At 28.9% G+C, this 14,945-nt stretch carries 12 protein-coding genes; 3 read left to right on the forward strand and 9 right to left on the reverse strand.

Annotation, left to right across the window (positions count from 1 at the left end; all coding sequences use genetic code 11):
• Positions 1-6 precede the first annotated feature (6 nt).
• Together ACI5KZ_RS03015 and ACI5KZ_RS03020 are read right to left on the reverse strand one after the other, a co-directional pair.
• Positions 7-1,911, reverse strand: a complete 1,905-nt coding sequence (locus ACI5KZ_RS03015) for a polysaccharide biosynthesis protein (protein WP_406846853.1) — start codon at positions 1,909-1,911, stop codon at positions 7-9.
• On the reverse strand, positions 1,904-3,046 hold the full coding sequence (locus ACI5KZ_RS03020) for a DegT/DnrJ/EryC1/StrS aminotransferase family protein (protein ID WP_109309931.1): 1,143 nt from the start codon (positions 3,044-3,046) through the stop codon (positions 1,904-1,906). The genes ACI5KZ_RS03015 and ACI5KZ_RS03020 overlap by 8 nt, the downstream gene beginning before the upstream one ends.
• 401 nt (positions 3,047-3,447) lie before the next feature.
• Here ACI5KZ_RS03020 and ACI5KZ_RS03025 point away from each other — a divergent pair, with 401 nt between their 5' ends.
• Positions 3,448-4,701 carry a GNAT family N-acetyltransferase gene (locus ACI5KZ_RS03025; protein WP_109309932.1) on the forward strand — a complete coding sequence of 418 codons (1,254 nt, stop codon included), beginning with the start codon at positions 3,448-3,450 and terminating at the stop codon, positions 4,699-4,701.
• Complete coding sequence (locus ACI5KZ_RS03030; RefSeq protein ID WP_406846854.1) at positions 4,691-5,929, forward strand: GNAT family N-acetyltransferase; 1,239 nt, start codon at positions 4,691-4,693, stop codon at positions 5,927-5,929. Before ACI5KZ_RS03025 ends, ACI5KZ_RS03030 begins: the two co-directional genes overlap by 11 nt.
• Here the strand turns inward: ACI5KZ_RS03030 and ACI5KZ_RS03035 are convergent.
• Genes ACI5KZ_RS03035 through ACI5KZ_RS03050 form a run of 4 tightly spaced genes read right to left on the reverse strand, consistent with a single transcriptional unit; the run spans position 5,922 to position 9,789 of the window.
• Positions 5,922-6,905: a polysaccharide deacetylase gene (locus ACI5KZ_RS03035; RefSeq protein WP_406846855.1), complete on the reverse strand. Its 984-nt coding sequence runs from the start codon at positions 6,903-6,905 to the stop codon at positions 5,922-5,924. The genes ACI5KZ_RS03030 and ACI5KZ_RS03035 overlap by 8 nt on opposite strands.
• On the reverse strand, positions 6,902-7,492 hold the full coding sequence (locus ACI5KZ_RS03040) for a sugar transferase (RefSeq protein WP_109309935.1): 591 nt from the start codon (positions 7,490-7,492) through the stop codon (positions 6,902-6,904). Before ACI5KZ_RS03040 ends, ACI5KZ_RS03035 begins: the two co-directional genes overlap by 4 nt.
• Positions 7,489-8,694, reverse strand: coding sequence for a DegT/DnrJ/EryC1/StrS family aminotransferase (locus tag ACI5KZ_RS03045; protein ID WP_406846856.1), 1,206 nt, complete (start codon positions 8,692-8,694; stop codon positions 7,489-7,491). Before ACI5KZ_RS03045 ends, ACI5KZ_RS03040 begins: the two co-directional genes overlap by 4 nt.
• A gap of 3 nt (positions 8,695-8,697) precedes the next feature.
• A complete protein-coding gene (locus tag ACI5KZ_RS03050; protein ID WP_406846857.1) occupies positions 8,698-9,789 on the reverse strand; it encodes a glycosyltransferase in 1,092 nt (363 codons plus the stop codon).
• A gap of 148 nt (positions 9,790-9,937) precedes the next feature.
• Here ACI5KZ_RS03050 and ACI5KZ_RS03055 point away from each other — a divergent pair, with 148 nt between their 5' ends.
• The gene (locus ACI5KZ_RS03055) at positions 9,938-10,849 is read left to right on the forward strand and encodes an ATP-grasp fold amidoligase family protein (protein WP_406846858.1); all 912 of its coding nucleotides are present in this window, start codon (positions 9,938-9,940) and stop codon (positions 10,847-10,849) included.
• Positions 10,850-10,851: 2 nt separating this feature from the next.
• Here ACI5KZ_RS03055 and ACI5KZ_RS03060 read toward each other — a convergent pair whose 3' ends face one another.
• The 3 genes from ACI5KZ_RS03060 to asnB are packed head-to-tail and all read right to left on the reverse strand — an operon-like array spanning position 10,852 to position 14,942.
• The gene (locus tag ACI5KZ_RS03060) at positions 10,852-12,009 is read right to left on the reverse strand and encodes a glycosyltransferase (RefSeq protein WP_406846859.1); all 1,158 of its coding nucleotides are present in this window, start codon (positions 12,007-12,009) and stop codon (positions 10,852-10,854) included.
• Positions 12,010-13,098, reverse strand: coding sequence for a glycosyltransferase (locus ACI5KZ_RS03065; protein WP_406846860.1), 1,089 nt, complete (start codon positions 13,096-13,098; stop codon positions 12,010-12,012). It lies immediately after the preceding gene.
• Positions 13,095-14,942, reverse strand: coding sequence for an asparagine synthase (glutamine-hydrolyzing) (gene asnB / locus ACI5KZ_RS03070; protein WP_406846861.1), 1,848 nt, complete (start codon positions 14,940-14,942; stop codon positions 13,095-13,097). Before asnB ends, ACI5KZ_RS03065 begins: the two co-directional genes overlap by 4 nt.
• Positions 14,943-14,945: the final 3 nt, after the last annotated feature.

Below are 14,945 nucleotides of genomic sequence, written 5' to 3' on the forward strand. Positions count from 1 at the left end.
TTTTATCTATTTTCTAATATTTAGAACGTCGTATTTAGAATTGTTTGGATTATATTCTAATACAATATCTTTAATTTTTGATACAATTTCTATATTTTGAGAATTTGGTCCAAGGTTGCATAATTCCTCAATGTTTTCTTGCATGTTACCTATGTTTATAGGTTTACACTTTGCAATCATGATTTTTTCGTTATAGGTTGGTTTTGTGTTTTCCCCATCAACTAACAATTCTTCAAATATTTTTTCTCCTGGTCTTAATCCGGTAATTTTAATGCTAATATCTTCTGGAAATCTAAAACCAGAAAGGGTTATCATATTAATTGCTAAATCGTATATTTTAACAGGCTTACCCATGTCAAAAACAAATATTTCATGGCCTAAACCCATAGCTGATGCTTCTAATACTAATTGCGCAGCTTCTGGAATGGTCATAAAGTATCTAATAATATCTTTGTGTGTCACTGTCAGTGGGCCTCCAGATTCAATTTGTTTTTTAAATAGAGGGATAACAGAACCGTTGGAACCTAAAACATTGCCAAATCTTGTAATAATAAATTTTGTTTTTCCAGATGGTGTATTGTTTTGACAACATACAATCATTTCGGCTATTCGTTTCGTAGCTCCCATGACATTTGTAGGGTTAACAGCTTTGTCAGTAGAAATTAAGATAAATTTATTTACACCATATTTAACGGATAAGTCAATTAGGTTTTTTGTACCTTTTACATTTACACTTACAGCTTCGTATGGACTTTGCTCCATTAAAGGAACATGTTTATAAGCTGCAGCATGGAAGACTATTTCTGGTTTATAAAAATCGAAAATGTTATTAATTCTAACTTTATTTCTTATATCGGCAACTATAGATTCTATATTAATTATGCCGCTTCTATGTAATTCTTGTTGAATATCGTATAAATTTGATTCGGCATTATCTACTAGTATTAATTTTTTAAAATCATATCGAGATAGTTTTCTAACCAATTCACTTCCAATGGATCCTGCTGCACCTGTAACAATAATTATTTTGTTATTGTACTCTTCGGCAAGCATTGGATTGTTTATGTTTATTGGTTCTCTCCCTAATAAATCTTCAAGATTTAAATCTTGAATTTGTCCGAAACTTAAATCTCCATCGATCCAGTTTTTTACAGCAGGAACAATTTTTACTTTTAGGTTTAAAGCGAATAAATTACTAGTTATTTGTAATAATTTATTCGAATCGATATTTTGAATAGAAATAATAACCTCATCAATTTTATTCTTTTCAATGAAAGCTTTAGTTATTTTTTCAGGATGATAAACATTTAAAAGGTTGATTTTTTTACCTGATTTACTGTCGTTATCGTCAATAAAACCGACAACTTCTATATTACTTTTTGGATCGTTAGTTACAGCGTCATAAGTTATCATGCCAGAAGTTCCTGCGCCATAAATTAAGACAGCCTTTTTAACTTCAAAATCTGTAACAATACTTCTATAAAGCGATTTAATGAAAAATTTAATTCCAACTAAGAAGAATATGTTTAATAGTAAATGAATATAGATTATCGAGCCTGGTATATCGAAAATTCTATCGAAATAATATTGTCTACTTAAAAAAGTTACAACAATTAGAATAGTAGCTAATATATTTATACCAATTATAAGGTTGATAACGTCTTTTACTCCAGTAAATCGAACAACTCCTTTATGTGAGTTTACTACTAGAAAACTTACTAATGCAGCTACTAATACAAAAGGTACTTGTTTTAAAAAAACAGTGAAATCGAAATCTATAACAAAGTTAAAGCGGATAATATATGCCAGAAAGAATGTAAATGCAACCACACATAAATCGAACAATAACACAAGCCATTTTGAAGCATACTTGTGAGAAATATTTTTTAATATGTTTATTAATTTATTCAAAATACTGTTTTATTAATGTAATAATTTTATCTAACTCAGCTAGTGTTAAGTTAGATCCACTAGGCAAACAAAGGGCTTTTTGGTATAAATTATCTGAAACACCATTCAGGTATTTAGGATAATTTTTAAAAACTGGTTGTAAGTGCATAGGTTTCCAAGATGGTCTTGCTTCAATATTGTTTATTTCTAATAATTGTTGAATGTCATCTCGTATTTTGTTTGTTTCTAAAACCATACAGGTTAACCATCTGTTTGAGTAATAGCCTTCAGGTTCATCTAAAAAATGAATTTCATTTATAGTTCCTAGATGCTTTTTATAGTAATGATAATTTTTCCTTCTTAATTCGACATAGGTATCCAGCACTTCCATCTGTCCTCTTCCTATACCAGCTAATACATTAGACATCCTGTAATTGTAACCAGTTGTTATGTGAGAATATTCTAACCCAGGTTCTTTAGCCTGTGTTGCTAAATAAATAATTTTTGTTTTAACCTCTTTACTTCTAGAGACTAAAGCGCCACCACCAGAAGTTGTAATGATTTTATTTCCATTAAAAGATAAAACAGATAAATCTCCAAAAGTCCCACATTTTTGGTTGTTATATTGACTTCCAAGTGCTTCAGCACTATCCTCAACAACTGGGATATTATATTTTTGTGAGATGGTGTGTATTTCTTTTACTTTATATGGCATTCCATATAGGTTAATTACAATAATAGCTTTTGGTTTTTTCCCAATTTTAATTCTGTCTTTTATGGCTTTTTCTAACAAATTAGGACACATATTCCAGGTGTCTTTTTCGCTATCAACAAATACAGGTTTAGCATTTAAATATAAAACAGGATTTACAGAAGCTGCAAATGTTTTAGTTTGACAAATTACTTCATCATTTTCTTTTATATTTAATAAAACCAATGCTAAATGAATAGCAGCAGTTCCTGTTGTTAATGCTGCTACATGTGTCTTGTTTTCTAAATAGTTTTCAAGATCGTTCTCAAACCCGTTGACGTTAGGACCTAAAGGCGCAATCCAGTTAGAATTGAAAGCTTCTTTAATAAATTTTTCTTCATGCCCACTCATGTGTGGAGACGATAACCATATTTTAGAATTCAACTTCGATACATTTTTAGCCATAGTAAATATCTACGTTTAAATAGCAATCATCAAATAAATACGATAAATAACTAATTTTCACGTTCTTTAATTTAAAATAAAAGTGAGCTTAAGTTTTAACGCAATAATTAGACTTTTAATCGTTTTTTTATTTTTTTTTAAAAAGCTATTTTGTATAAAACAAACTTAGTGTTTTTTAAAAATTAATTCTAATAACTTATATATATTAAGGGAAAGATTTTAAACAGTTTCTGTTTAAAGAGCTATTAATTGAATGACTAAATATATGAAATTTTAAGTTTAAAAGATATTTATTTTACCGTTCATAATAGTTTTTATTTCATACATCTAAAATATGAGTTAATAAGACATATTTTCTTTGTAAATATTTACTTTAGTTCTTAAATCTACTAAATTTAAGAATGAAGATAAACCCATTTAATTCACAGACATATATTGATACATGGTCCAAGCATTTTAATAATTCTAAAAATGGTGTTTCATTTAATTTTATTGATTATGTAAGCTTTGTTAAGCATAAATTTTTACCATATTATGTAAATATTGGTAAAAATTTAACCAATGGAATTCAATATGTTATCTCAGATCATAATGCTTTGGATTATAAAAACAAAGTGTTTTTAATTAGAGATATTCCTTCTTATTATAACATTCCTGGATTTAAAAGACGTGGTTCTTTAAAGCTTAAAAAAATTTTTCAATATGAAGGATATATCACTAGGATTTCAGAATATGAAAATTTAGAAGCTTATTTAAAAACGATATATAAGTCTAATTCTCGATCTAAATTAAGGCGTAATGTAAGTAGGCTGGAGGCTAGTTTTGATGTAGAATATGTGATGTATCATGGAGATATTTCAACAGAACAATTTCAAATAGCTTTCGATGCTTTCTATAATCTATTAGAAAAGCGCTATGCTAATAAACAAGAACCATGTGGAGAATTAAACCCTGTAATTTGGAACTATTATACGGAATTGGCTTTTAAAATGATTCAAGAAAAAACAGCTTCATTATTTGTAATCTATTGTAATAAAAAGCCAATAGGTGTTACTTTTAGTTATCATTTTGGCTCCACGTTAATTGAAGCATTAACGGTTTTTGATATTGATTTTTACAGATATAATATAGGTCATACTACCATTTTAAAAATGCTTGAATGGAGTTTTGATAATCACATTCAAATTTTCGATTATACACAAGGCGATTTTGAGTATAAAAAGAGATGGAGTGACGATACTTACAAAACGCATTATCATTTGTTTTATGACTCAAAATCGATATTGAGTGTTTTGATTGCTAATTTTATTGAAAGCTATTTTAATTTTAAACGTGCCTTTAGAGAAAAGAATTACAATAAAATATATCATCAATTAAAGTATAAAATCCTTGGTAAAAACAAAGCAGAACCTATTGTTGTAGACACTTATAATGTAGAAATTATTAAAGAAAACATTCCAAATAAAGAGAATTTAGAAAGATTAGATTTAGAAGATTTTGAAATGCTTTCAATTCGTCGTGCTATTTACGATTTTCTTTATATGAATCCACAACCTGCTATTTCTTTAGAATTGTATAAACCTTCAGGTAATAGTCATTATTTTTATGCTTTTGGCAAGTTAAACACATTAATTATTACAAAAAATGAGTCGTAATCCATTTACATCAAATACGTATCAAGATTATTGGCTTAAGCATTTTGCACAAGGGAAACAGAGCTATTCATTTGATTTTATAAAGAACCTTCAGTTTATCAAACATCATTATTTACCCTATTATGTGAATGCCGGAAAAAACTCAACAAATGGTATTACATACGATTTAGATTGTGGCGAAGAAGATTTTAAAGGCAAAACCTGTTTAATTTACGATGTGCCCAATTATCAACCTTTAAACAATAGTGCAAAACCAAATGGTTTAAAAGTTTATAAAATAAGACAATACAAAGGGTTTTTGGCTAATTTGAATGGTTTTTCAAATTTGGAAGATTATATGGTTTCTGTAATGAGTTCCAAAAGTAGAACGAAATATAGAAGTACTTTAAAGAAGTTTGAGCATTGTTTTAATACAACATATAAAATAGATTATAAATCTATAACTAAAGAGAGATGTAGTGAGGCTCTTGCAGAATTTAAAGAATTATTACAAAAGCGTCATGAGTCTTTAGGTATAGATACGAGCATTATCGATAAATGGGAGTTCTATAACGACCTAATTTATCCAATGATAAATGAAGGGAAAGCTTTATTAATAAGTGTTTATGCAGATAACAAGCCTGTCTCGATGTCTTTGGCTTTTGTTGAAGAAACTAAATTAACAGGAGCTGTTAAAGCATTCGATCCAGATTATTACAAGTTTAACGTTGGTCATATTGAATTAGCTAAACTAATAGAATGGTGTTTTGAAAATTATGTTTCCATATTAGATTTTTCTAAAGGAGAATACGAGTATAAAACAAAATGGACCAATGAAAGCTACTTATATCATTGTCATGTTTTATTCGATTCATCAAATGTTTTTAGTCAAATCACAGCATATTTATTAGCTAAATTTTTTGAATTTAAACAATATCTAAGAGATAAAAATTTCAATTTATTTGTAGTTAAATTAAAGTATAAATTAAAAAACTTATTTAGAAACACATCTATTTTAGACACTAAAATTGAAGTAGAACCTTTAGCTAAAAATATCGATTTAAATTTGTTTAAACTCATTGATTTAAAGGATAGTAACTCTGTTTACTTAAAGCGTATTATTTTCGATTTAATCTACAGAAAACCAGAGCCTTTATCAAACATTAAGGTTTATACAACAAATCAAAAAAATAGTAAAAGCTTTATTGTTTTAGGAGAGCTAAACAAATTTAAGATACACATTAATTAGAATCTGCAATTTCAGACATTGTTAAGTTATTGAAATTATAAGTTTCATTCAATTTATTATAGTGTTTGAAGATGCTTTCAATTATTTCAAAATTCTCATCAATATTCTTACCGAAATTATGAGGATGCCACCATAAATGATACATCTCATTATGCATTGCAGCATAAGTCATGGCGTTTTTTACCCTAGCTGTTTTTAATGACTCAAACATTTTAAGTGATTGGCTATAGGGTCTTAAAAACCGACTTGAAGGAATGTTTAAAATCCCTGTATCCTTATTTACTTGATTTAGTTTATAAGTTTGATGCCCAGTTAAATTGATATAAGAATCTATTAAACGCAAGGCTCTTGTTGATTGTTTTTTATTAAATTTTCTATCAATAGTATTGTAAATAGAGTGTTTTTCAGTACCACGATAAGATGTTAAACCATGTTTCTTACAAATGTCTAAATACGCTTCATTTACTTGATTTCTTGGAAAAATAATACTTTTAATAACAGTGTTTCGCCTGGTAGCAACTGCAATAGCTGCAATTAAATCAGCCTCAAATTGTTCTTTTGTTTGTCCATCTTCTAAACAATAGTAATGAGAATAAGTGTGTGTGGCTATTTCGTGATTTTTTGACTTAGATATTAATTCAATTAACCTAGAAGCATAGTGGTACTCGTCTTCAGTTTCATCTTTGCCAATTTCATTTAAAATGGAGTAAGGAGAAAACTTTTTATCTGAATAACTAGGTAATAATTTAGGGTTATTATTAAGGAGGTCTTCTTTGTTTTTAGCAAATAGAAAGCCTATTGTAGCAAAAGTTAATTTTATATTATATGCATTTGCAAGTTCTATTAATCTTGGTATAACTAGTTTTACATTTCTTAAATTCTCTTCATAATCAGCAACATTTTTTTTATCAAAAATGCCCCAATGCAACTCAAAGTCAAGGGATAATATAAAGCAACCGGTAGAAACGTCCTTCATTCAATAATAATTATAAAAGTTTTAAAAATAATCTTCAAATCTGTAAACAGATTGTTGCTATTGATATATTCTTTATTAAGTTTTAATTTTTCTGGCAAAATATGTTCAATATAATAAGTTTCAGGGTTGTTGGTAGTTTTTAATAATTCGGCTTCGTTTCTAAAAGAGATAGAAGCATAATCAGTAATTCCAGGTTTTACAGAAAAAATGATATCATCTTCTTTCGAATAATAATTTACATACTTTCGTACTTCTGGTCTGGGTCCAACAAAACTCATATTGCCTATTAAAACATTAATTAGTTGAGGGAGTTCATCTAATTTATATTTTCTTAAAAAATATCCGATTTTTGTTATTCTTGGATCTCGGTCTCCAAGTGTTAATAATCCCTTTTTATCAGAATCTACTAACATGGTTCTAAATTTAAAGATTTTAAAATCTTTATGATGCTTACCAACTCTAGTTTGCAAATAAAAAAGCGAACCTTTAGATTCAATTTTTATTAAAAATGCTATTATTAGCAATATAGGTAATAATAAAGCTATTCCAACAAAAGAAAAAATGATATCAAATAATCTTTTTATCATAAGGTAGATTCTACAGCACCTTCAACCGTTTCAACTATATATTTTAATTGTTCTTTTGTTAGTTGAGGATAGATTGGTAGCGATATTTCACATTTATAATTATTATATGCTTTTGGAAAATAATCTATGTTATATCCCATGTCTTTAAACAAAGTGAGTAAAGGCAAAGGCTGAAAATGTACATTAACTGCAACTCCATTTTTAGAAATCTTATTTATAATAGTGTCTCTTGTTGCTTCAGAAATATCTTTAATTCTTAAAGCGTAAAGATGACAAGATGATAAGCGTTCCTCACTTTTATATGGAGGAAGAATAGCCCATGCTTTATCTGAAAAAAAAGTCTGATAGTATTTATAAATTTCTTTTCTGCTGTCTAGTGTTTTTTCAAAGTATTCTGGCATTTGTGCAACACCAATGGCAGCTAAAATGTCTGGCATGTTTATTTTTAATCCTGGATAAATAATATCGTATCTCCAACTTCCAGCTTTGGATTTTGTAAAGGCATCTTTTGTTTGACCATTCAAAGAAAAGCAACGTAGATAATTATACTCTTCTTGATTGCTAAAAGGTTCAGGTAAGTTAATGCAAACGGCGCCACCTTCGGCAGTTGTTACGTTTTTAACAGCATGAAATGAAAACACTGTGATATCTGTAACAGAGCCTAAAAATTTATTTTTATAAGTTGCGCCAATGGAATGAGCTGAATCTGCAATAATTAAAATTCTACCTAATTTTGTTTGGTTTTGATGAGTAGGATTGAAAAGTGTCTTCTTTTTAGTGATAAGGTCATAAATTGCATCATAATCGCAAGGCCAACCAGCAATATCAACAGGGATTATTGCTTTTGTTTTATTTGTGATGGCTTTTTCTATTTGAGCAACTGAAATGTTAAAATCATCTTCTACATCAACCATAACAGGTGTTGCTCCAGCATGTATTACAGCCAAGGCTGTTGCAGCATAAGTGTATGCAGGTATAATTACCTCATCTCCTGGTTTAACACCAAACCATTTTAAAGCTAAAATAAGTCCTGAAGTTGCTGAGTTGACACAAAGTGTGTTTGAGGCTAAAGTATATTTACATACAAGTTCTTCAAGTAGTTTTACTTTTGGTCCAGTTGTAATCCAGCCAGATTCTAGGGCACTGTTTACTTCATGTATAACTGCCTTATTTATATAAGGAGGTGAAAAAGGAATGATCATTTTTTAGTTGTGATTAATAGCAGCATTAAAGATAGTTATATATTGTTTAGATACATTTTCTAGACTAAACAGTTTAACGTGATTTATGGCATTTTCAGCTAATTTATTAGCTAACTCCTTGTTTGTAGCCAATTTAATCATCGCATTTGCTAAAGCTTCAGAGTTTTTAGGTTCCACCAAAAGAGCTTCTTTGTCATGTCTTGCAAATTCTCTAACTCCAGTAACATTTGTCGATATAATGGGTAGCCCGACAGCACCAGCTTCTAATAATACTCTGGAAAATCCTTCTCTAAAGGTTGGTAACACAAAAGCATCTGATGCAATAAGTAAATCTAAAATGTCATTTCTTGATCCTAAAATTTCAACAATATCATTGTATTGATTGAGAATGTCTCTATTTAGTTTTTTAGAGTTTTCTTCTAGAGGCCCAACCAAAAGGTATCTAAATTTAAATCCTTTATTATGACAAATTCTAGCGGCTTCTAATAGATTAATAATTCCTTTTTCAAAAACCAATCTGGCCACACAAATAAACGTAAAGTTTAAATTGTTTCGTTCGGCTTTTTGAGAAATAGTATTTAATTCAATGCCACTACTTAGAATTAAATCTTGGTTTGAATTAGTTATTAAATGGTACTTTAAATATAGATTTTTATCATCTTCATTTTGAAAAATTGTTTTGTAAACTCTATTTTTAATGGAAGTATGAATTAAAATATAAACCTTTCGTAATATCTTACTTGATATTGAATTAGACATAAAAATGGTTCCTAACCCTGTAACAGTTCTTGTAATAGGCGTCTTAGTTTTTAGTTGAGATAAAGGAACTAAAAAAGCAGGCTTAGTATCGAATGTATGAATAATATCGAAGTGATTTTTATTAAAAAATCGTTTAAGCCACAAAATGGTTTTGTAATCTGAAATAGGAGAGAAGCTTCGGTTTAAATTATATGAAATATAAGTTACAGAATCTGGAAACTCTTTAATGCTAGTGCCAACAATTGTTACTTGAAAACCAGCTTCGATTAAGTATTTAGACAAGGGAATGCGTTTATGTACATCTTCACCACCAATTAAACAGATTTTTTTTGTCATAAATAGATAATCTCCTCAAATTTAAAATATTATTTAAATATAAGCTTTCTGCTTTTTGAAAATAATTATAAATTAGATAAATATTTAAAATTATTAGTTTCATGTAACTTACAACATGAAAAAATAAACATATACTAAACCAGCTATCTTGAAAGACATTATTAAAAAAATATATTTTGAAACCACAATAGGACCCTATCTAATTCAACCTTTTTATGGGTTATATAATTATTTTAGATTTACCATTGTCTCAGATATTTCTAGGATAAATAGGGAGTTTACACATAATTTTGGATATAAGCCCGATTTAGAAAACCCGAAAACATATAATGAAAAAATGCAATGGCTTAAATTAAACGATAGAACACCATTGCATACACAATGTGCTGATAAATATGCAGTAAGAGACTATGTTAGAGAGAAAGTTGATGAAAAGTATTTAATTCCATTAGTTTTTGAAACAACCAGGTTAAAAGATATCAAGCCAGAGAATATTCCAGATTACCCTGTTATAGTAAAGGCTAATCACGACAGTTCTGGAGGTTCTATTATTTTGGATAAAGAAAAAACGAATTGGACTATTGTTAGAAATAAGTTATATAAGTCGCTTCATATAAATTATTACACAAAATATAAAGAATGGCAATATAAAAACATCAAACCAAGAATTATTGTTGAAAAATTACTTCAGCATGAAGATGGCTCCATTCCATTCGATTATAAAATGCATTATTTTAATGGAGAATTAGTTTTTATTCAAGTAGATATTGATAGACATGCAGACCATAGAAGAAACTTATACGATAAAGATTGGAATTTTATGGATATTGTATGGGTTTACGAAAATGGGAATCCTGTAGAGAAACCTATTTGTTTTGAAGAAATGAAAACAGTTTCAAAAGCATTGGCTCAAGATTTTTGTTATGTAAGAGTCGATTTATACACCTTAGGCGATAAAGTTTATTTTGGAGAAATTACGTTTCATTCAGAATCTGGTTTTAGTGGATTTAAACCAAAAGAATGGGATTTAAAATTGGGCAACATGTTAACCTTACCTTGAGATTAAACGCTTTCAATTAGCTCCTTAAATTGGTTGCCTATTTTATCTACTCCATAATCTTTAGATCGCGTATAACCTAAACCACTATATACAAGTCTTTCTTCGTTATGTTGTTGATAAAAAAGTAGTGCTTGCGCTAACCCTTCAACGTCATTTACATTTACTAAAAGACCATATTTCGCTTTATAGAAAGTGCCCATTTCGATATCTACAGGTTCGTTTTCGTTTAATAACTCTAAAGGGCCAGACATGCAATTGGTTGCAATAACAGGTAACCCCATAGACATTGCCTCTAGTAAAACATTAGGAAACCCTTCGGAAATTGAACTCAATATAAAACAATGATGGAGCTTAATATTGTAATGGATATTTAAAACATTGCCGTTTAAATGAACCCTGTTTTTTAAACTTAATTCTTTAGAGAGCATATTTAATTTAGTGCTTAATTCTCCATCTCCATAAACATCTAGACAAAAATTTTGTGGTAACTTACTTAAACTATGTAAAATATGTTGTTGGTTTTTTACAGGTATTAATCTACCAACAGTAACTATATTAAAGTTGTCTTCTAAGCTGTCGTAATTATTAATAGCTAATTTTTCAGTATTTAATACAATAGGATTATAAATAACGCTGGAGTCTATTTTAACATTAAAATTATTTTTTAAATCTTCGTTAATATGAATAGAGTTTGAAAAAAGCTTATTGTTTTTATTATAAAATAAAGGAATGATAATTTGAGTTAAAAATGAGGTGGTTCTATTGTTTTTATACCTTAAAGACGGGAAACATCTTTCGCTAATTATAGTCTTAACATTTTTATTAAACATTTTAGCAATACCAGTCATTACATTCTGGCGTAGCATAAATGAAATTACAACTTCTATGTTTTCATTTTTTAAAGTTTTATTATACTTGAAGATGAATTTTATATAGTCTAAATAATGTTGAATTTTAGAGGTTTTAAAAGATTCTCCTTCTTTTGAAAGTACGATAACTTTAACATCATCTGAAATGGGGAGTTTAATAACATTATACAGCAATATTAAGGTAACATCAAAATATTTTGTAAGTTCGAAAGTAAGCAAACTAACAACTTTTTCAGCGCCACCAAACCCAATAGCTGGGACAAATAAGGCTATTTTTTTTTTGTCTGACATTTAATTTGAATTAACTAAATTTAAAAATAAATTTTCATATTCAGTAATTATTTTTTCTTTTCCAAATCGCTCTTTAACGATATTACTTACTTTATCGACCTCAAAATCACGAGAGCTATTTATAATATTTAAGTAGTTTATAAATTCTTCGTTTGAATTAGCAATGTAACCATTAATCCCTTGCTCTATAATTTCATCTAAACCCCCAGGAGCATTAAATGCCAGAACGGGAGTGCCTACCACACAACTTTCAATTAGAATATTTGGAAATCCTTCTACATAAGATCCTTGTAAATACAAGTCGCTACGCGATAAATATGTATCAACTTCATTTGTATATTCAACATATTCAACTTGATCGCTAAGGTTTTTCTCTTTTAGATAATTAAAGATAGATTCTTTTTCTGAACCTTTGCCAATTATAGTATAATGAAATGGGAAATTTAATGTAGATAAAGCGTCAATAATACGTTTATGTCCTTTGTGCTTACTTAGTCTAGTGATTGTAATAAACCTAATGGCTTTAGTTGTATCGTGTATTTCTCTTTTTAATTGAAATGAATTTGTTATGGGATTATTAATTAAAACCGTTTTATGCAATGGTACTCCATAATTTGCCACAACATCTTGCTGCATGTCTTTTGACTGACAGATAATTTTATCAACCAATTTATAAGCAATTACAACCATTCTTTTTGAAAATAAAAAACTTTTCGATGGATTGTGTTGATTTAAGACCGAAAGCACATTAGCTTCTCTAGCAATAAATTTTGTTCTTGGAAAAACTAATGAAAAAAAGGCAGAAAACGTATTTAGATGAACAATCGAACTAATAACAATATGTGGTTTTTCTCTTAAAAATAAACGAAATAAACTGAAACCAGATTTTAAAACTCGAGACTTGTTTAAATAGATGACCTCTAAGTCTCCAGTATTATATACTGATTTACTCTTATAGCCAGTAACTATTAATTTGGTGTCAAATTGTTCCTTATTTAGGCTTTTAGCAACAAAAGACATAATGCGTTCTGCACCACCAGCTGCTAATGAAGGAAGTATAAATAGTATTTTTATTTTTTTAGAATTCATATAATCTCGTAACCTTTACCATTATTGTCTAACCATTGTTTTAGCACCAATAATTGCCAAATTATTGGAAAATAATCCCAACTACCATCCATATGTTGTTTGATATATTTACTAACTATTTTAGCATCAATGCCAGGAATTTGTTTTAAATTATCATTACTTAATTCTGTTAACACATACTCTTTTAAATCTGTTCTAAACCATTTAGCTAAAGGCATTCCAAATCCAGATTTAGGTCTGTCGAAAATATGTTCTGGAACATATTTGTAAAGCACATCTTTTAAAATGCGTTTTTGTGTTTGTCCTTTAAATTTAAATCTAGTAGGAAGGGATCTGGCAAAGTCTACAACACGATAATCCATAAGTGGTGCTCTAGCCTCAAGTGAATACGCCATAGTAGCTCTATCTACTTTGGTGTTAATGTCCCAATTTAAGTAGCATTTAATGTCAAAATCTGAAATACGTTCTAATAGGTTTTTTTTCTTGTGTGTAAGATATTTAGACTCTATTAAATCGTGTATATCAATATCACTCTTTATCCAAGATTGATTAAAGCTTGAACTATATGCCAGATATAATTCATTCTCATTTTTGTAAGATAAGACGTTTGCTATAATGTTCAATCTTTTATTTGAAGATAGATTTAAAAGTGTGGCACAAGCTTTCCTTATAAAAAAAGGTAAAAAGTACATCTTTCTTTTTTTGTTCATCCAGCTGTATCTGTGATAGCCTAAAAAACTTTCATCTCCAGCATCTCCAGAAAGTGCAACGGTTACCTTTTCTCTAGTATATTTCGCTAATAACATGGAAGGAATTGCTGAAGAGTCAGAAAAAGGTTCGTCATAAAAATAACAGAAATTCTTAATAAGATCTAAACCTTCTTCATAATTACATTCTATTACATGATGATCGGTTTGTAAATGGTTTGCAACTTGTTGTGCATAAACACTTTCGTCAAAACCTTCTTCATTAAATTTTACTGAAAAAGTTTTCACTTTGCTATTTGTACTTTTTGTAGCTAAAGCCGCAATTAACGATGAATCTACGCCACCTGAAAGGAACACACCAACAGGCACATCTGCAAATAGACGTTTGCTAACAGCATCTTTTAATGTGTTATCTAAAATAGTCGTTGCTTCTTTATAACTTCCTTTAAAAGGTTTTTTTGCTTTATAATCTATATCCCAATATGTTTTTTGTGTAAGTGTCGTGGAATTTAAATCGAATATAAAAGAATGACCTGCCGGAAGCTTCTGTATTTCATTAAATATTGAATAAGGATCTGGAATCGTCCCCCAGGCTAAATATAACGAGATGGCTTTTTTTGAAATTGATAAATTAGAATGATGTAATTGAATAACAGAAAGCTGGCTGGCAAATTCAAAATCTTTTCCGTTATGATAAAAATAGAAGGGTTTCTGACCAAGTCTGTCTCTAGCTCCAAAAAAAATATTTTTTGTTTGATCGTAAATAACAAAAGCAAACATACCATTAAAGTGGTGGACACAATCTTCGCCATATTCCAAATAGGCTGCACAAATAACTTCAGTATCACTAGTGGTATTAAAAGTATAGCCTTTTTCTAATAGGTTGTCTTTAATATCCTTAAAATTATAAATCTCACCATTAAAAACTAAATGTATTTTGTTTTGATAAGTAAATGGTTGGTTGGATCTTTCATCTAAATCTATAATAGCTAACCTGTTGTGACCAAAAACAACACTCTTATCGTCTCCAAAAGAATCAAATTTTAATTTGTCTGGACCTCTAAAATTAGAGCGTTCAAGTTTTTCTTTTACTTGTATATTGTTGTAAGGTATGGTTGAGCCATAGATGCCACACATAAT

The organism is Xanthomarina sp. GH4-25 (genome assembly GCF_045363175.1).
Taxonomy (GTDB): domain Bacteria; phylum Bacteroidota; class Bacteroidia; order Flavobacteriales; family Flavobacteriaceae; genus Xanthomarina.